The sequence below is a fragment of the Gottfriedia acidiceleris genome (assembly GCF_002128425.1).
GTDB classification, from domain to species: Bacteria; Bacillota; Bacilli; order Bacillales; family Bacillaceae_G; genus Gottfriedia; species Gottfriedia acidiceleris.
In genome coordinates, this window is record NZ_NESS01000002.1 from 387,784 (window position 1) to 407,998 (window position 20,215).

The following is a 20,215-nucleotide window of genomic DNA, read 5'->3' on the forward strand; positions in this document are numbered from 1 at the left end:
CTATGGGAAATTTACTTGCAAAATTATTTGATGCTACCCAAAAAGGTGAAAACGAAATTGTAATTGAAATAATAAGTAACCAGCCAAATTTGATTCATGAAGAAAATGAGCATGGGTTAACATTACTTGGAATCGCAGCACATTACGGTCAATATGAAGTTGTAAAAACTTTAGTAAATAATGGTGTTCAGATCAATGCACTTTCTCATTCAAAGCTTTCATTCATTCCACAAAACACTGCCCTACATGCAGCAATTGCAGGTGAAAAATCAATAGAAGTGATTGATTTTCTTTTAACAAATGGAGCAGATCCTAATATTAGCGACAGTGAAGGTCACACTCCATTACATATCGCAGCATTTGAAGGAAATACGTCTATAGCTGAACGTTTGTTAAAAAATGGTGCTGAAATTAAATCGAACAAGTCTGGTAAAACCCCAATAGAAATTGCTGAAGAACGTGGTAATTCAGAGTTTATTAAATTAATAAGAGAAGTGACTTTATAAGACATTCGTAGTGTTGTGATGACTGTTATGTCACAACACTTTTTGTTATGATAAAGGAAAGACTAGTAAAAGAGGAATATGTATTGAGAATTAATGTTTATATTAGCGCATCAGGGTATTGTTCTAGAAGAGCGGCAGAGCGACTAGTAGCTTCGGGACAGGTTAAAATTAACGGGCTACCTGCTGAGAAAAACAGCATAGTCGAAGAAAATGATCTTGTACTAGTAAATGATGAAGTTATTTACTTAACGAGTGAAAAAGACTATATTATTCTAAATAAACCAGTAGGAATTACTTGTACAGGATTACAAACTGTTGAAGGAAATATAATTGATTTTGTAAGCTTTCCAAGGAGAGTTTTTCCAATAGGTAGATTAGATAAAGATTCTGAAGGATTAATTATCCTTACAAACGACGGGCCTATTGCACATAAAATTTTACATAGCGAACATGGACATGAAAAGGAGTATATTGTCACAGTCGATCATTCAATTGATGAAGATTTTATTAATGGCATGACAAATGGCGTTCTTATAGGAAATGTTTTAACTAAAAAATGTAAAGTAGAAAAAATAGATGATTACACATTTCGAATTATTTTAACGCAAGGGTTAAATCGTCAAATACGAAAAATGGCAAAAAGTTTTGGATTTAAAGTGACTAATTTAAAGAGAATTAGAATTATGAATATCCATTTGGAAAATCTAGAATTAGGTAAATGGAGAAAATTAACGGATATCGAATTATTTAATTTAAAAGAACAATTGAAAGAGGAAGAATCAAATGAAAATTTTAATTGATGCAGATGGCTGTCCAGTAGTTTCAGAAACAATTAAAATTGCAGCAGAATTTAAGATAAACGTTCTTTTATTATGTGATACTGCTCATATTATGCAAAGAGATGGCGCGGAAACGATTGTTGTTTCACAAGGTGCAGATGCAGTTGATTTTGCATTAGTGAATCGAGTTGAAATTGGAGATCTCGTAATTACTCAAGATTATGGTCTTGCTGCAATGGTTTTATCAAAGCAAGCATATGTATTAAATCAAAACGGCTTTCAATATACAAATGAAAATATTGATTCACTTTTACATACTCGATATGTTTCAAAAAAGATTCGAAATGCAGGTGGGCGAGTGAAGGGACCAAAAAAACGTCAGAAGCTTGATAATACAAATTTCGAAAACGGCTTAAGAAAATTACTTACTTCAATTTCTTTATAGTAAAATAGAGTTGTACAAATAAAATAAAAAAGGAGGATTGTATGCTAACACTTGCAAGAGAAAACTTAAAAAAGTATTTTGGATATGAAAATTTTAGAGCAGGACAAGAACAAATTATTGAACGAGTTTTATCAGGAAAGCACACAGCAGGTATAATGCCTACAGGTGGTGGAAAGTCGATCTGTTATCAAATTCCAGCCACAATTCTTCAAGGAGTTACCCTCGTCATTTCTCCTTTAATCTCTTTAATGAAAGACCAGGTAGATGCACTGCATCAAGTAGGTATTCCTTCCACATTTATTAATAGTTCACTTTCTTATAATGAAGTAAATGAAAGAATGATGGATTTAAGTTATGGTGAATACAAAATTCTATATGTTGCACCTGAAAGACTAGAATCTGAAAGCTTTATTAATGAATTAAAAAGATTGCCGATTTTACTTGTAGCAGTAGATGAAGCACACTGTATATCATCATGGGGACATGATTTTAGACCAAGTTATTTACGCATTAAAAACTTAATTCAAGAATTGCCGACTAACCCAACAATATTGGCACTTACCGCGACGGCAACTCCTCAAGTTAAATCAGATATTTGTCATCAACTAGGAATAATTGAGGAATCAACAATCATTACAGGCTTTGAAAGAGAGAATTTGTCATTTAAAGTCATTAGAGGTCAAAATCGATTAGATTATATTTGTAATTACATAAAACAAAATAAAAACGAATCAGGTATTATTTACGCAGCAACTAGGAAAGAAGTAGATAATGTTACGAATAAAATAAAAAATCTTGGCATCTCCGTCGGGAAATATCATGCAGGCTTAAGTGATGCTGAACGTACAAAACAACAGGATGCATTTTTACAAGATAATATTAATGTAATGGTCGCTACGAATGCATTTGGAATGGGAATTGACAAAAGTAATGTTAGATACGTAATCCATTACCAAATGCCTAAAAATATGGAAAGCTATTATCAAGAGGCTGGAAGAGCAGGACGAGATGGATTAGAAAGTGAATGTATTTTGCTTTTTACAGCACAAGATGTTCAAATACAAAGATTTTTGATTGAGCAATCTACCTTTGATCCTAATAGACTAAAACAAGAAATTTCAAAACTACAATCAATGAAGGATTATAGTTATTGCGAAACATGTTTACAGGCATTTATTTTAAAATATTTTGGTGATGAAAATGACCACTCCTGTGGCAAGTGTAGTAATTGTATTGATCAAAGAACCGCTATAGACATTACAATCGATGCTCAAATCATCTTATCATGCATTATTCGAATGGGCGAAAGATTCGGTAAAACGATGGTTGCATCAGTACTTACTGGATCAAAGAATAAAAAACTAATAGACTTGAATTTTCATACTTTAACGACTTACGGTTTATTCAAAAATCGTACATTAAAAAGCGTTGGAGATTTAATTGATTATTTAACATCAGAACAATTTATAGGTGTAACAAGTGGTAAATTCCCACTATTAACCGTAACAAATAGGGGAAGAGAAGTACTATTAAATAAAATAAACGTGATGAAAAAAGAAGAAATCCAAGTTGCTGAAATACAAAACGTTGATAATGATTTATTTAATCAACTACGAAGTTTACGTAAAGAAATTGCTACAGAACTTGGTGTACCGCCATTTGTCGTATTTGCAGATAGTACTTTGCGAGATTTATGTAATTTACTTCCTACAACTGATGAGGAGTTCTTACAAGCAAAAGGTGTCGGTTTACAAAAACAACAAAAATTTGGTAAGCAATTTATAGAAGTGATCAAGAAATATAAAGAAGAGAATCATATTGAAGAAGAAGCAATAATCCCAAAAGCGACATCAATCAATAAAGTACCTTCTCACAAAATATCATATGAATCTTATCAAAATGGACTCACTATTTCTGAAATTGCAAAAGAGAGAGGATTAAATACGACGACTGTTGAAAATCATATTCTGCAAAGTGCAATGGAAGATGATTATTTTGATTGGGATGAATTGGTTCCTAATGAGGTTGAAAAACAAATTAAAGAAGTCATCAATACAGTTGGAAGCGAAAAACTTCGACCTATTAAAGATGAATTACCTGCTGAAATTAGTTACTTTATGATTAAAGCAGTGATTATGAAATCTGCAACATAATTTTCAGTAATAGTATAAAGAGCTTCCTATAAAAAATGGAAGCTCTTTTTTTACCTATTCCTTGCTAGCTTTAACCTTTATTTGATTACTTACTTTACTTTCATTATGAAGTCGATCTACAGCTGTTATTTCATAAGTGTAGTCTCGATTATTTTTTGCTGTTGTATCAAGGTATGTTGTTTCTCCATTTTCTGATTTTCGAACAGTGTTTACGATGTTTCTTGGATCATCAATACTTTCCTTATGTAATCCATCAAAACGATATACAACATAATATGATACATCTTTATCATTTGGATGAGTGTTCAATGTCAGTTGGATGCCATCTTTTGTTCGAAGGGCATTTTCAAATTTTGGTTTCTTTGGAGCTTGATCATCTAACCATGGCATTGATGGAATTAATGCCTTTGTTCTATACAAGTCTTGGCTTAAACGATCTTTAATACCTAGTGGATTTCGATTTAAGTCTTTTATTGAAAAATGCATACTACCTTTGATTTCAGGTATTGTACGATTTAATGCAATTTGATTCGGTAATTCGTCAGGATTAGCCCATGCTTCATTGTTAGCGTTAATTTTGTAATCAGCTTGTCCAATATATAAATCAACATTCTTACCTTTTACTTCCTTCGTCCACCAATTTGCAAGCGTATCGTATGCAGCAGCTTCAAATCCTATATTCCAATAGATTTGAGGGGTTATATAATCAATGTATTCTTTATTAATCCATTCTCTAGTATCAGCGAATAAATCATCATAATTTGTTTGACCAGCAGTAGTATTTGAACCAGTAGGATCTTTTGCTATATTCCGCCAAACTCCAAAAGGACTAATTCCAAATTTCACATAAGATTTTTCTTTCTTTATTGAACTTTGAAGAACTTTTACGAATTCATCTACATTGTCTCGTCGCCAATCTTCAATATTAGCAAACTTTTGTTTACCATATTTTTCGTACGAGGCTTGATCTGGAAATTCTTGCCCTGCAATACGATAAGGATAAAAATAATCATCCAAATGTACAGCATCTATATCATATTTTTTTACAACTTCCATAATCCCATCAATAATAAATTTGCGTGCATCAGGATTACCCGGATTAAAATATAATTGCTTCCCATATGGGACTACCCAATCAGGATGTTTTCTTGCTGGATGGTTTTCGGCTAAAGTATTTAAATCATCTAAAGTCGCATCTCCTGGTACAGTTTTAGGCATGGTAATACGATATGGATTAAACCAAGCATGAAATTCAATATTACGCTTATGTGCTTCTTCGACCATAAATGCAAGCGGATCATAGCCTGGATCCTTTCCTTGAGTACCAGTTAAATATTTAGACCATGGACCATATTCAGAAGGATAAAAAGCATCGGCTGTCGGCTTAATTTGTACAACGACTGAATTCATTCCCATCTTTTCTACATCATCTAATAGTTTTATAAACTCCGATTTTTGTTGCATTTCAGACAATCCAGTAGCTGATGGCCAATCTATGTTTGTAACTGATGCAATCCAAGCTGCTCGCAACTCATGCTTAGGCGGGACTGAATACTGTGTAGTAGTTTCAGCATGAACATTTTGAATTTGTTGAAATAATAGAGATGCGCCTACTGTCGCAGCAATCGCATATTTTCCTAGTTTTCTTTTTTTCATAAGTGTTCCTCCTTACTTTCTATCAAATGAATAGCGCTTACATAATATTAAACTATCAAAAATGGAAAGTATTGTCTATAAGATATGAAACAAAATTTCAAAAAAATCTAAAAAATAAAGAAATTAAATTTCGGTTTGTTTTAAAATTTAGTGTAATCCCTCATCTAAATATAACTTATCATTTACGAACTATAGCTTGTATTGTCTTAAATTGTTAAAATATTTAATGTAAGTATAATTGCATATATTAAAGGTCATATAAGGAAAGAGTCTACATAATTTATACAAAAATTGAGAGACAAGAGAGGATAAGAATTTGAAAATAAGTCAACTAATTGCAAATAATATTAATAAATTAGATGCAATTTTACCTGAGAATCAGTCGTTAGGAATTGCTGGATTATCTGGTTCTGGTAAAACAACCTTTTGTCAAACAATTGGGGAAGAATCAAAGAAACGACTTGTATCTTTACTTCCAAAGGCTGAATATCAATATTTGTTTCCAAACATTATGGATACAAATTTTAGTGCTATTAAGATGGAAGATATGCCATTAGTACTTTTCCTAGGCAAATCATCCATTTCTACTAATCCACGTTCAACACTTGGAACACATACTGGTGTATTTAAAGACATTCGTGTAAGTCTTGCAGAAAAGTTTAATCTTTCTCCAGAAGTTTTTTCGTTTAATAATGAATTAGGCTGGTGTCCGGATTGTAAAGGTCGTGGAATTACAAAAAATATTGAATGTAAAAATTGTAAAGGAAACCGTTTTAATCAAAAAATTGAAGAATATACAATTGAGTTATTTGAACGTCCACATTCTATTTCAGATATTAATAACTTAAGTGTCGAAACAATTTTATCACTAGCAGAAGAATTACAAATTAGTGAAGCTAAACAGCATCTACTCAACAATATAATCAAAATGAATATTGGCTATTTATCTTTAAATCGAATAACAGGAACATTATCTGGTGGAGAAATAACTCGACTTTATTTAGCCGAATTTATGGCAACTAGTGAAAATACAGTAATTATAATCGATGAAATTTCGGTAGGGCTTGATCATGATACGTTAATTAGAATATTAGATGAGATAAAGGAATTAGGATTGAAAAATCAAATATGGTTAATTGACCATTCTGATACTGTATTAGACGCGACTGATGATCAAGTATTTTTTGGACCCGGCAGTGGAAAGTATGGCGGTAAAATTGTTGAAGAGTCTCCACGACCAAAACCAATTTACTGCCAAAGAAATCAAACTTTGCCTAATGAGTTTTATGAGTTTAAAGATCTTCATTGTCGCAATATCCAAATTCAAGAGATACAAATTCCTAAAAATAGACTAGTTACTTTTACCGGCGAATCCGGTTGTGGTAAATCAACTCTAGTAAATGAGTGTATGTCAAAAGACTTTTTAAAACGATATCCTAAAGATAAATTAGTGATGGTAGGGCAGGATCGAAACCAATCGATTACGAGTCGTTCAACAGTTGCTACATTTTTAGATATAAAAAGAAAGTTAACAAAATATAGTAATGAAATTGATGATATTTTCCAACGTTCAATCGAGGATATTATTGAAGAACTACCGAACGAAGACATTGCACATAAGCGATTAAGCCTATTAATCAAACTTGGTCTTGGCTATCTCACACTTGAAAGAAAAACACAAACACTATCAACTGGAGAATTTCAATGTGTACATCTAGTTTCTGAACTATTTTCTAATTCAAGAAACCCTCATACTCTATTTATTTTTGATGAACCTTCAAAAGGATTATCACAAAATATATTAAATCAATTTATCGATAGTATTCGAGATATTCTAAATGATGAATCGATTTCCATTATGATGATTGAACACAATGCATACATGTTAGAAAGCTCAGATTATATTGTAGATTTTGGAAAAAGAAAGATAACGCCTGTTGAACATCTTGAAGTTGTAGGTCATGATGACTATTTTAATCAATTAAAACAGGACAATGAAAAGCGTCAAGCGCATATTTCATCAGAGCTCAAAGTACAAAATGGCGTTCAATATATACAAGAAAATAATATAAATTATTTCAAAAATGCTGAAAACATATATAAGGGTGGAATATTAAAAAGTCTATCATCAATGGCACGACTTATTTATGGGGAATATGAAGCAGATGCTATTCTTCCTGTTATTGCAATTGATTTAGAAAGACATTTATATAGTCAATATACATTTTTATATGAAATTGGTGGACTAATTAATCAAATTGTTGCTTCACATCCAACTAATAAGGATTCAAGAAGCTTTGACTTTTATAACCAAGAAAATCATTGTCCATCTTGCTCTGGCCGTAGAGTAATTGAGAAGTTTGATATTGATGTAGTCATTCAAGATAAAACAGTACCATTTTGGGAAGGCTTATTGCATCCAGATGTAATGGAAGTTTTAAAATATTACCAATATCCTAAATTACAATTCCTATTTGATGAAATTAAAAATGAACTAGGTCATGACATTAGTAAAAGTTTTAATGAGATGTCAGAAGCAGAAAAGCATACTTTTTTATATGGATATTATGAAAAAACTTTTTATGATAAAGCTGGAAAGACGCAAAGATTATGGGAAGGCTTTAACACCATTATTGGAAGGTATATGTCTATTTCGAAATCGACTATTAAAGAACAAATGAAGGCTTCAAAGAAGCAAATTACATGTCCAATTTGCGAAGGCACAGTATTAAACCATCACAAAAAATTAATGTTTGGTGATTCTGATATTCGTGAAATAATAAATCAGCCTGTAGATCAAGTAATTAAAACGGTTGGTCAGCTAACAGTTTTAGAAGAAATAAAATCAATTGTTGGTGGAGAATCAGCTTTGACAATAGAAGTTTCTTTACTATCACGAGAGCAACAGGTTGCTTTAAAAATGCTAGAAATAAAACAAGCAAGTTTCGTTGGATATGAAGTTGTCTTACAAAATGCTTTACCATTTTGGGATCGTGTTAAGACAAATATTGAAGAAGTAAGCAATAAAAACTTAGTAACGATAACTGATTTTAAAGATATATATGAAACTAGAGAAGACATTATAGACAAATATTTTACAAATGGTAAATTCAAAAAACTAACATATGTTTATGAAGCATTTGGATATAAAAAAATTGTTACTCTAATTAATAAAATAAAAGCAAGTAATCCTTGTCCGTTCTGTAAAGGAAAGAAAGTAATTTCTGAAGATAATCTACATGATGGGGTATATAAATTAACAATTCCTTGTGTTAGCTGTTATGCTAGTGGGATCAATGAGAGTGGACGTCAGCAGCTTGTTGAGGGTATTGCGGTTCAAACATGGCTCACTGGTAAAGTAAGTGAAATTGTACCTGAAAATTTAATAACGGAAGAAGTTAAAGACATACCGATTTTCAATCGTATAAGAGAACTAAATAAACGTGATATGATGGCAGTATATCAATGTTTGATTCAAAATAATTAACAATCATAAAACTCATTTTCAAAGATTTTTTGAAATGAGTTTTTTATTTTGGGGTTTATATATATGTGTCAATATAACAGCTAAAATTGTTAAAAAATTTTCATAGAATAATGTTCACACTTTATACATGGAAATAAAACAGAATACTTAGTATGATTAATCTGTAGCAATTAACGAATTTTCTAAAAATACATTTTTATAATAATAATATTACAACCAATATTTTATTTGAAAGTAGGAGATATGATGAATCATTTAAACTTAGGTAGGAATTTAAAAATATCAGCAGGTTTAACAGTATTTGTAATATTTTTGATGTCATATCTTTTAAATTAAATATTTGTATTTAGCATGATACTTTGATCTAAAATCAGATAACATTGATATTGAATTAACTATTTAAGTTACTGAATATAAATTAAAATACAAAAGAAGAAATAAAATTGAGGGTCACACTTAAGTTGTGGTCCTCTTTTATTTGCTAAATACAATAAACCTTTTGTTTTCAAAAGTTAACTATATCATCGGGGTAAATATTTAATTCGTAAATACATGACTTAATCTAACAAATGCAAAAAGGAGATAGCATGCCAGTATAGAATATAAGCATTGTAAGGAGTGTGAGGGCATGATAGACGGAGAAGTTATATTAACTAGTTCTCAAATAAGAGAGCAGTTGGAGTTGAAACCTAGCACCTTCAGAAAGTATCAGGACATCTTAGAGAAGGTTGGTTATTCAATCAAGAAGAATAGTAGAGGACATCGACAATATTCAAATTATGATTTCGTGATATTCGAAAAACTAATTGAATTAAGTAAGCATGATGGTATGACGTTAGAGAAGTCTGCGAGAATGATAATAGAGCAAACCAATAGATTAATACATAATACTGAAATGATAGACGAAAAAAAATCATTTAACTTAACAGAGCACCTAATACAGATAAACAATGAACACCAATTGCAAACAATTGGAAAACTAATGAATGAAATGGAAGAAAGACTTTCTAATAAGATGGATCTACAACATAAAGAAGTATTAAAGCAACGTGAAAAGCAGACCAGCTTACTGTTAGAAGAATGGAGAAAACAAAGAAAACAAGATCAACAACTTTTATTAGAAACGGCAGCCACTCAAGAAAAGACTTCATTACGAAAGAAAGTAAAAGAAAAAATGGAAGAATTAAAAAAATGGTATTTCGAAATATGAGCTTAGATTACATTATAGCGATTTCTTCCGTTGCTTTTGTCGTTGGAATGATACAAGCTATCTTATATGGAATTGTACGATCAATAAATTAAGGAGCACTTAAAACAAGTGTTTCTTTTTATTTATCTGAAATTATTATGTAAACTCGATACATATTGAGCGTTGTTGAAGTGTAGAGGATCTTGAATAAAGTTGCGGATCTACCCGGCATTGATATTATCTGAACACTTCGTATAGAAAAAAGAACCAACGTTCTGTTTGAATATACCTTCTAGCTTCATAATTCTATTACCCTTATCAAGTTCAAAAGCTGCCGTTGAAGTAATGTTAATCCTCTCTTATGCACTAAATGGCTCAAAATTAAATCCTAAAAAAACAGAACATACATTCTAGTATTTTGAATATACTTATGGTAAAATTAGGTAGAGTAGAGTTGTGGTAGGTGCCTTTCTTCGCTAAGAAGGGAGGTGAGAATGTGACTGGTTATGAGATTGCAAATTTAATTATTCAGAGTGTTGGGATAACCGCAACTGTAATCTTAAGCATAATCGGTATTATCATTTCTATTAGCAAAAAAAAATAACCACCCTACCCCTCGAATGGTTGTGGTGATTATTTCTTCACTGGATCCGAGGAAAGCAACTTTACCAATTACTACTCGGAAGGGGTGTGTTCGCAGCACATCCCTTTTTAGTATATTCTTTATGACTTTATTATAGTCCTTTTAGTATAGTTTGACAATGTAGTTAAAGTTCTTTTTAACTGAATGAATCGTTAATTTGCGATTTTTTCATTTGAATTTTGCGATACCTTTTTCGGTGAGTTCAGTAACAGAATTAAAGCGATACCTAAAAATGTCATAAAAATTCCAATTATTTGGGTTGGTGTTGGTTTAAACCCTGTTATAACTATATCCAATACAATTGCAACTGCAGGATCTAAAAATGTTAACACAGCAATTATATTAGAAGGTAAAAATCGAATATTTCCAAAGAATAATGCATAGATAACGCCTGTGTGAACAAATCCAATAATCAAAATAAAACTCCAGTTTTCTATATGCAAGTTTTGAAAAGAATCAAATTTAACAAATGGAATTAAAAATAGAAAACCTAATGTTGTCTGAAGTAAAGTCGTAAAATATGAACTCGTTTGTGTAATCCCTTTATTCACGATCATTAATAATCCATAAAATATTGCAGCAAGAAATGCCCAAATAACACCTGAAGAAAGGAATTTATCAATTGTAAAATCGGAATTAATACCGGATAAAAGGATTGATCCGATAAAACTACTTAAAACTCCAAGTAAAGGAACTAGCGTTATTTTTTCTTTATAAATTAGACTTCCTAATAAAAATAAAATAACTGGAGCTAAGTAGTAAATTGAAACTGAAATTGTAACCGATAGATTTTCAAATGATTTAAATAAAAATACCCAATTCAAAACTAATAAGATCCCACTAAATAACGAAAGAGTTATATCTTTTTTATTAAATATTTCTTTTTTAGCTAATCCTGAAAAATACCAAACAGCAAATAAAAAGATACTTGCAAAAACACATCTAATAAAAACTAAATCAATGGCTTTTAGGCCTGTTTTAGGAGCGACGAAACCTACTGTACCGAAAGTAGCCATTGCAATAATGATACTAATTGTCGCCTTTTTATTTACTGCCATATTCCCCAATATGTATCACATCCATTTCATGTGTAATTTCAATATTCTGTTAATTAAGTATATATTATACATTATTATTATATCAATTGTTTAAAACAAGGTAAAAATAAAGAAACTCTCACTTATCATGATAAGAAACTAATACAATATACTAGTTAGTTAGTAATAATATAAAAAACTATTTAAAGATTTCTTAAAAATAGTTAAGAATTGGAAGCTCACCGTTTCTTTGGTTTTACATAATTGTAAATGCCCATATTAATAAATGTGGGCATTTACGATTATGTATTCATATTGAGGTAGTGCACAAAATATATGAAAACGGTAAGTAGACTCAGACAGACTATAAAGTGACATAACTGCAATCGAAAGTTTCCTTTGATCCTGTCTAATAAAATATATACATATATATTGATAATCAGATTTTTCTATAGTGAGTCTTACTATAATCAGTACCAGCTTTTACGATAGTTGCTAATGGATTATCTATTAATAGCAAATCTGCCTATTAAGTTTTTAATTCATCAGGTGAACTATTGAAGGAATTAATGTTCTACATAAGAGGATATTTTTTGTTTGTAACGAATAGTATTTAACGTATATTAAATATTAATGTTAATTAAATAATAAAGGAGGTTAATATATTGGGTAGCACGAATGAATACATCGAACGAATTCAGATTGCACTTCAAACTACTATTCATAAAATGCAGCCTAAAATGACAGAGAATATGAATAAACATGGGGTAACAGCTACTCAATTTCATGTACTAATGTACTTACGTAAGAATACGAGCTGTAAAATTTCTGAAATCGTAGAAATAATGGGCGTTAAACCTAGTGCGGTATCATTTATGATTGATCGACTTGAACAAAATAACTTTGTTTATAGAGAACATGATAAAAAAGACCGCAGAGTTGTAAATATTTTGTTAACTGAGAAAGGCATGAAAAAATTAGATTCAATAATCAATGATCGGAAAGAAATGTTTGAAGGTATTCTACTTAATTTTACTGAAGAAGAGCTTCTACAATTTGTAAAGGTTACTGAAAAGCTTGCAAATACCAGCTGATTAACAAAAAATAATCCAAAGAGTTTTCTTGGTATTTAGTGAGAGAGGAGCAAAAACTTTGGGCACAAATACTTCTACTCAAAAAGAAGTTAATCGTAAACTATTACTAATTGGTCTTATTATTGCAATGTTTTTCTCAGCATTAGATGGAACGATCGTAGGTACTGCAATGCCTAAAATTGTTGGAGACCTTGGCGGCTTAAGTATAATGACTTGGCTTACAACAGCTTATTTATTAACCTCAACCACAGTTGTACCAATTGCAGGTAAATTAGCCGACTTATTGGGCCGTAGAAGCGTATACATTGCAGGCTTAGTTATTTTTATGGCAGCATCTGCGCTTTGTGGTATTGCTAATAATATGACAGAATTAATTATTTATCGTGGTATCCAAGGTATTGGCGGCGGTGTCATGATGCCAATGGCGATGATTGTAATTGGTGATTTATTTACTGGCAAGGAACGTGCGAAATTCCAAGGGGTTTTTGGTGGTCTTTACGGTCTAGCCTCAGTAATTGGACCTCAAATTGGTGGATGGATCGTTGACTCATTAAACTGGAAGTGGGTTTTCTATATCAACCTTCCAGTAGGTATTGTAGCAACAGTCTTTATTGGATTAGGTCTCAAAGGTAGAAAAAATTCAGGACCAATCAATTTCGATATCGCAGGCATGGTAACAATGATCATTGGGGTAGTCAGCTTACTCCTTGCTTTAAGTTTAGGTGGAGTTGAATATAATTGGAATTCTTGGCAAATTATTGGTTTATTTACGTTAGCTATAGTGGGAATTATTAGTTTTGTGATTATAGAAAATAAAGCTAAAGAGCCAATTTTACCAATGCATTTATTCAAGAATCGAACTTTTGTTACTTTAAACTTAATAGGCTTCTTTATGACAATTGCGATGTTTGGCGCTATTATGTTTGTACCATTCTTCATGCAAGGTATTGTTGGGGTTAGCGCGACACAATCAGGAACAATTATGACGCCAATGATGATTACAATGATCATCGCAAGTATTATTGGAGGGCAAATTGTATTTAAAGTAGGGATTAAACCACAAATTATAACAGGAATGTTCGTTATTGCATTAGGTTTATACTTATTAACAACTTTAGATATGGATTCAAGTAAAACAATTGCTACAGTATTTATGGGAACTATGGGTTTAGGGATTGGTTTAGTAATGCCGACAATTACTCTTGCTCTTCAAGAAGTATTTGATAAGAAGGAATTAGGGATTGTTACATCTTCTAGTCAATTCTTCCGTTCGATTGGTGGTACATTTGGAGCAACTGTTTTAGGTTCAGTAATGAATAGTAAATCAGGAACACTTCTAAACAATGATTTAGTACCATACTTAAATAGATTACCAGAACAAGCTGCACCGTTAGTAGACAAATTTAAAGGCATGATAAATACAACACCTCAATCTGTTTTTACAATGTTATTTAATGAAGATGCTAAGAAGTTAATTCCAAATCAAATCTTAGAAGGAATGCTACCAATTATTAAAACGTCATTAATGGAATCATTACACAATGTATTTTTTGTTGCATTAGGATTCATTATTGTAGGTGCGTTTGCTGCATTCTTCTTAAAATCAATTAAATTAACAAGCAAAAAATCTGGTGAACATAATAAAAAACAAATAGAAGTTGAATCGGCCACTTAATAAAACTATATAAAATCTCAACTAGTACTTTATTGAAAATTTTATGAGTAGATATAATAATTTAGATAAGTAACCGAGGTGACTTAAAATTAAAACATATCTTGTGACAGGTGGTTCTGGTTTTATAGGTTCACACATTTGTGAGCGACTTATGATGAAAGGAAATAGGGTTATTAATCTAGATAACTTCTCAAACTATTATGACTACAAAATAAAGATTAAAAATGTACTTGAAAGTATGGGAATGACTACAAATTTTGAATTCTATAATAAAGCAGAAGACCTAATAAGATTAGCTAAGAAAGTTACGAATCAATACTATCGTTTATATGTGGCTGATATTACAGATGGCAAAAGTTTTGATGTTATTTTTCGGGAAGAAAAAATAGATGCAGTGATTCACTTAGCTGCAAATGCTGGTGTAAGACCATCTATTGAAGATCCGATAGGATATATAGATGTTAATATTCATGGAACAGTAAAACTATTAGAAAAAATGAAAGAGTATCATGTGAAAAAATTAATTTTTGCATCTTCATCTTCTGTTTATGGAAATAATCAAACAGTACCCTTTTCAGAAAAACATAATGTAGATTTTGCTATTTCACCCTACGCGGCAACAAAGAAAAGTGGCGAAGTTATTTGTCATACTTATCATCATCTATTTGAGATCGATATGTTGCTTCTTCGGTTTTTCACTGTATACGGAGAAAGACAACGACCTGATCTTGCGATTCATAAATTTACGAGATTGATAGATGAGGGGAGGGCAATACCTTTTTATGGAGATGGTCAGTCTGAAAGGGATTATACGTATATTGGAGATATTGTAGATGGGATTGAAAAGTCTTTACATTACGTAGAGAATTATCGCAATATTTATGAAATTGTTAATTTAGGTGAGAGTCAAACCATTTCTCTAAATGAAATGGTTACTATAATCGAAAAGGTATTAAACAAAAAAGCAACATTTGAAAAATTTCCAATGCAACCTGGTGATGTTCAAAAAACGTATGCTGACATTTCAAAGGCAAAGAAATTATTAGGTTATAAGCCTATAACAGTTTTTGAAGATGGGATTAAGCAATTTATAAAATGGTATAAGGGGGATAAGAATGATTAAATTATCTGTTGTAGCCCCAATTTATAATGAAGAAGAAAATATAAATAATCTTTATCAAACTATCACAAATGCGGTTAAAGGCAAAATAAAAGACTATGAAATTATACTAGTTGACGATGGAAGTAAAGATAACAGTGCAAAACTAATTAATCAGTTAGCACAAGCAGATCCCCATGTCAAAGCCGTATATTTTAAAGATAATTGTGGTCAGACGGCTGCACTTTGGGCAGGAATGAGGGAAGCTAGTGGTGAGTATATTTCATTAATTGATGCAGATCTTCAAACGGATCCTCGTGATATATTCACTTTAATGCCTTATATGGAAGATTATGATTTCGCGAATGGGATGAGGGTTAGAAGACAGGATACATATATAAAAAAGATCTCCTCTCGAATTGGAAATGGCGTGCGAAATAAATTAACGAACGATACAATCTATGATACTGGTTGTCCAATGAAATTAATGAAACGAGAAGTTGCACAAAGCTATTATTTACATGAGGGAATGCATCGTTTTTTACCAACTTTAGCTAAAATGAATGGGTTTAAAGTCATTGAAGTTGCAGTAAACCATAAAGAAAGAGAATTTGGAGTTTCAAAATATGGTGTTTTTGATAGAGCATTTGTCGGACTTATGGATGCAATTGTAATAGGTTGGTTAAAAAAACGGGTGATTAAATACAAGATGAAGTCATAAAATATTATTTCATTCTCCGTAGCATCATCAAGAATGCAGTAGGTAAAATATAAAAGATAGGAGAGTGTAATATTAAATGGCTATTCCAATTAGAGAATTAATTTGGATTACTTTTGGATTTATAGGTCAAGCCTTATTTTCCTTACGATTTTTGACTCAATGGTTGGCTAGTGAAAAGGCTAAACAGACAATCATTCCATTTTCATTTTGGGTATATAGTATTCTAGGTTCAATCATTCTTTCTATTTATGCCATTTATCGTAAGGACCCGGTATTTATTCTCGGGCAACTGCCTAGTGTGTTTGTATATATTAGAAATGTTATGATTTATCGTAATAATAATAAAAAGAATAAAGAAAATGAAGAATCAACTCTTAGTGGCTAACAATCTTCCTCTCAATTATACGGGAGCAGATTTTTTATTAGGATTTATACAATGGAAACTCCCTAGAGGTCTATTGGTAGTGAAATAAAATAAATGATTCCGTTTTAAGACCTTCAAATCAGTTTGACAAAAAAGACGACAAGTAGGTTCCATGAAATAAAATTTTTATAAAAAATAAATCTTAATTAGACTTTTGATCTTAAAAGTGATTTGGAGCCATATTCTAAAGAAGATAAGGGTGAAAAATTTATGAAAATTGCCGTTGTCGGAGTTGGATACGTTGGATTGGTAACAGGTGTTTGTCTAGCAGAAAAAGGACATACTGTCTCTTGTGTAGATATAGATGATAGAAAAGTATCCTTATTAAAATCTGGAGTTTCACCAATTTACGAACCTTATTTAGAGGATTTAATGGTAAAAAATATGGTGAGGTTAAACTTTACTACAAATCATAAGGAAGCTTTTAAAGATGCTGATGTCATATTCATCGGGGTAGGAACTCCAGAAAATCATGATGGATCCGCTAATTTAAGCTACATTAGTGAAGTAGCTATCCAAATTGCTCAATTTGTTGAAAAAGACTGTATTGTTGTAATCAAATCAACTGTACCAATTGGAACAAATGATATGATTGATGAATTAATTAAAACGAACCTATTTAATAATGTTAATGTTAGAATTGCTTCAAATCCAGAGTTTTTGTCTCAAGGTACAGCAGTTCAGGATACCTTAAATCCTTCAAGAATCGTTATTGGAGTAGAGGAAAAAATTGCTGGAGATATTTTAAATGAAGTCTATAAGGATTTTGGTGCTCCAATAATCGTTACAAATCGTAAAAGTGCTGAGATGATTAAATATGCATCAAATGATTTTTTGGCCCTAAAAATTTCCTATATTAATGAAATAGCTAATCTTTGTGAAATCACAGGAGCAAATATTGATGATGTTTCGCTTGGTATGGGTCTTGATAGTAGGATAGGAAATAAATTCTTAAATGCTGGTATAGGGTACGGTGGATCCTGTTTTGCAAAAGATACAAAAGCTTTATACTGGTTAGCTAATTTTTATGATTATGAATTAAAAACGATAAAAGCTGCTATAGAAGTAAACGAAAATCAAAAACTAAAATTAATAACTAAATCAAGAAATTATTTTGATAGCTTAAGAGGATTAGAGGTTGCTGTACTTGGACTTACTTTTAAACCTGGTACGGATGATTTAAGAGAATCCCCATCCTTAATCAATATTCCAATTATGCTTAACGAGGGAGCAAATGTTAGGGCATGGGATCCTGTGGGAGTTAATAATTTTCAAAAATTATACGATGAACACATAAATTATTATAGTACAATTGAAGAAACGATTAGAGGTGCAGATATTTGTTTCATACTTACTGAGTGGGATGAAGTAAAAAAATTTGACTTATTAAAATACAAGGAATTAATGAAAAGTCCAATTATTCTAGATGGAAGAAACTGCTATGAACTTACTAATACTAAAAAGGCTAACATCATTTACGACTCTATTGGAAGACAGTTAACCACTCCTACTTCATTAAAAACGTTTTAGAGCAATCCTACTCATTTTGGAATCAATTAAATGCCTTTCATAATTGTGCTTATTGAAACATTATCATAGTATACTCTATTTGTGAGATGCTCTAATGTTATTATTTCCAAGTCTATCGGTACAATGATTTCGAAGATTTTTAATTATAATAAAATGAGGCTTATTCAAAAAAACGTTGAACAATCAAGCGATTTTTTTGAATAAGCCTCATTCTTTATATTATATTTTTATTCTTTAAATGGAGAAAGAGATACCGTAAAGTCTTGCTAATACCTACTCTAAAATAATTAAGTTTTCTTTAAATTCAGTTTAAAATAATAGGCAAATAAATAGTTTTCATTTATACTATAATTTGAAGTTTTAAAGTATTATTAGTAAAAATTGTCAATTAAGTGACAACAATTTTATATTGTGAGGGGAATTTAAATGAATATCGTCGTAGTAAATGGTTCACCAAGAGCAAATGGTCGAACTAGATTCTTAGCTAAACAAATCGCAGAGTCTAATAATTATACAAATTTAGATTTAGCATTTGAACAAGTTCCTCTTTATAACGGGGAACCTGAACAAAAAGAAATAGAAGCAGTTAAAGCAATTAGAGAATTATTAGTTAAAGCTGATGGAATCGTCCTTTGTACACCAGAGTACAATAATGCGATGAGTGGAGCTTTAAAAAACCTAGTTGAATTATTAGGCTCTGAGCCATTCAAGAAAAAGCCAATTTCTTTATTAGCAGTAGCTGGTGGCGGAAAAGGCGGTATTAACGCTTTAAATAGTATGAGAACAGTTATACGTGGTGTATATGGTAATGCATTACCGAAACAACTTGTTTTAGACCCAGTTGATTTTGAAAATGATACAGTTGTGAAGCCTGAAGCATTTTCAAAAGTAACTGAAGTAATTGATGAACTAAAAGAATATGTACAAAAAGAAATTTTATATAAAGAATACATAGAATCAAGTAGTGTTTCTAAGTAATAAATTAATGGTCCTAATCAATTATTGATTGGGACCATTAAAAATAGCTTAACATTTTTGTTAAGCTTAAAGTAAAAACGATTTATCATTCACATTTCGAATCGGAAAGTTTACTTTGTATCGTACAGCGATCATTCTAATTGCAGTTGTAATTAGAAAGCAAATATACAAAGATTGAAGTTTAGTAAATTCATTATGTGTAAACAAAATTGTTATAGAGCCAATAATTGCTGCAATTGCATATATTTCTTTTCGGAATACAAATGGAATTTCTCGTGCGAATACATCACGCATAATTCCACCACCAATTCCAGTAATTAAACCCATTGAAATAATTAAAAACGAACCTTTTAAACCGTGATCAATCGCCGAATATGAACCAACTGCTGTAAAAACACCTAGACCAATTGCATCAGTAATGATTAAGGTTGATTGGAACTGCATTGTTCGTTGATAAAATAACCATGTTACGATGGAAACTACTGTACTTACGATAAAGTATTGAGGTTTTGCAAAAGCATTCGGTACCGTTTGACCTAAAATAATATCACGAATTAACCCTCCGCCAAGCGCAGTACAAGCTGCTAAAAAAACAACACCAAATAAGTCTAATTTCTTTTGAATACCAACCAAAGTACCCGAAATGCTAGCAGCGATAATTCCTGCATAAACAAAAACCTCGATCAAAATCATCCCATTCTATCCCCTTAATTCCATTTTCCTATGATTCATTTTAGCAACAGGTAGGGACTATTACAATATTAAAATAACTTTGAAAACGCTTCACTTAAAAAAATTT

The 20,215-nt window shown here is 31.2% G+C and carries 16 protein-coding genes; 13 read left to right on the forward strand and 3 right to left on the reverse strand.

Annotated elements, in window-relative coordinates; genetic code table 11:
* The first annotated feature begins 2 nt into the window (after positions 1-2).
* The 4 genes from B6K90_RS05835 to recQ all read left to right on the forward strand — a co-directional run bounded on the left by B6K90_RS05835 (position 3) and on the right by recQ (position 3,883).
* Complete coding sequence (locus tag B6K90_RS05835; protein ID WP_088011794.1) at positions 3-506, forward strand: ankyrin repeat domain-containing protein; 504 nt, start codon at positions 3-5, stop codon at positions 504-506.
* Between the two features lie 83 nt (positions 507-589).
* The gene (locus B6K90_RS05840) at positions 590-1,306 is read left to right on the forward strand and encodes a pseudouridine synthase (RefSeq protein WP_088011795.1); all 717 of its coding nucleotides are present in this window, start codon (positions 590-592) and stop codon (positions 1,304-1,306) included.
* Complete coding sequence (locus tag B6K90_RS05845; protein ID WP_088011796.1) at positions 1,290-1,730, forward strand: YaiI/YqxD family protein; 441 nt, start codon at positions 1,290-1,292, stop codon at positions 1,728-1,730. The genes B6K90_RS05840 and B6K90_RS05845 overlap by 17 nt, the downstream gene beginning before the upstream one ends.
* Positions 1,731-1,771: 41 nt before the next feature.
* Complete coding sequence (gene recQ / locus B6K90_RS05850) at positions 1,772-3,883, forward strand: DNA helicase RecQ (protein ID WP_088011797.1); 2,112 nt, start codon at positions 1,772-1,774, stop codon at positions 3,881-3,883.
* A gap of 54 nt (positions 3,884-3,937) precedes the next feature.
* Here the strand turns inward: recQ and B6K90_RS05855 are convergent, their stop codons facing one another.
* The gene (locus B6K90_RS05855; protein WP_088011798.1) at positions 3,938-5,539 is read right to left on the reverse strand and encodes a glycoside hydrolase family 10 protein; all 1,602 of its coding nucleotides are present in this window, start codon (positions 5,537-5,539) and stop codon (positions 3,938-3,940) included.
* A 316-nt stretch (positions 5,540-5,855) separates the two neighbouring features.
* Here B6K90_RS05855 and B6K90_RS05860 point away from each other — a divergent pair, with 316 nt between their 5' ends.
* Together B6K90_RS05860 and B6K90_RS05865 are read left to right on the forward strand one after the other, a co-directional pair.
* Positions 5,856-9,026, forward strand: coding sequence for an ATP-binding cassette domain-containing protein (locus tag B6K90_RS05860; RefSeq protein ID WP_088011799.1), 3,171 nt, complete (start codon positions 5,856-5,858; stop codon positions 9,024-9,026).
* A 628-nt stretch (positions 9,027-9,654) separates the two neighbouring features.
* A complete protein-coding gene (locus tag B6K90_RS05865) occupies positions 9,655-10,236 on the forward strand; it encodes a MerR family transcriptional regulator (protein WP_088011800.1) in 582 nt (193 codons plus the stop codon).
* Between the two features lie 774 nt (positions 10,237-11,010).
* On the opposite strand, the gene B6K90_RS05870 is transcribed toward B6K90_RS05865, so the two are convergent.
* Positions 11,011-11,916, reverse strand: a complete 906-nt coding sequence (locus B6K90_RS05870; protein WP_139840686.1) for a DMT family transporter — start codon at positions 11,914-11,916, stop codon at positions 11,011-11,013.
* 644 nt (positions 11,917-12,560) lie between these two features.
* Between B6K90_RS05870 and B6K90_RS05875 the strand changes: the two genes are divergently transcribed.
* The 7 genes from B6K90_RS05875 (at position 12,561) to B6K90_RS05905 (ending at position 19,416) form a co-directional block, all read left to right on the forward strand.
* Positions 12,561-12,989 carry a MarR family winged helix-turn-helix transcriptional regulator gene (locus B6K90_RS05875; RefSeq protein WP_088011802.1) on the forward strand — a complete coding sequence of 143 codons (429 nt, stop codon included), beginning with the start codon at positions 12,561-12,563 and terminating at the stop codon, positions 12,987-12,989.
* 58 nt (positions 12,990-13,047) lie between these two features.
* The gene (locus B6K90_RS05880) at positions 13,048-14,664 is read left to right on the forward strand and encodes an MDR family MFS transporter (protein ID WP_268875893.1); all 1,617 of its coding nucleotides are present in this window, start codon (positions 13,048-13,050) and stop codon (positions 14,662-14,664) included.
* Between the two features lie 103 nt (positions 14,665-14,767).
* Complete coding sequence (locus B6K90_RS05885) at positions 14,768-15,787, forward strand: GDP-mannose 4,6-dehydratase (RefSeq protein ID WP_268875894.1); 1,020 nt, start codon at positions 14,768-14,770, stop codon at positions 15,785-15,787.
* Complete coding sequence (locus tag B6K90_RS05890; protein WP_088011804.1) at positions 15,780-16,484, forward strand: glycosyltransferase family 2 protein; 705 nt, start codon at positions 15,780-15,782, stop codon at positions 16,482-16,484. The genes B6K90_RS05885 and B6K90_RS05890 overlap by 8 nt, the downstream gene beginning before the upstream one ends.
* A 76-nt stretch (positions 16,485-16,560) precedes the next feature.
* Positions 16,561-16,869, forward strand: a complete 309-nt coding sequence (locus tag B6K90_RS05895) for a lipid-A-disaccharide synthase N-terminal domain-containing protein (protein ID WP_088011805.1) — start codon at positions 16,561-16,563, stop codon at positions 16,867-16,869.
* A 249-nt stretch (positions 16,870-17,118) separates the two neighbouring features.
* Entirely contained in the window at positions 17,119-18,438 is a 1,320-nt protein-coding gene (locus tag B6K90_RS05900; protein WP_088011806.1) for a UDP-glucose dehydrogenase family protein, read from the forward strand.
* A 426-nt stretch (positions 18,439-18,864) separates the two neighbouring features.
* Positions 18,865-19,416, forward strand: coding sequence for an NADPH-dependent FMN reductase (locus B6K90_RS05905; protein WP_088011807.1), 552 nt, complete (start codon positions 18,865-18,867; stop codon positions 19,414-19,416).
* Between the two features lie 66 nt (positions 19,417-19,482).
* On the opposite strand, the gene B6K90_RS05910 is transcribed toward B6K90_RS05905, so the two are convergent.
* A complete protein-coding gene (locus B6K90_RS05910) occupies positions 19,483-20,109 on the reverse strand; it encodes a trimeric intracellular cation channel family protein (RefSeq protein ID WP_088011808.1) in 627 nt (208 codons plus the stop codon).
* Positions 20,110-20,215 lie beyond the last annotated feature (106 nt).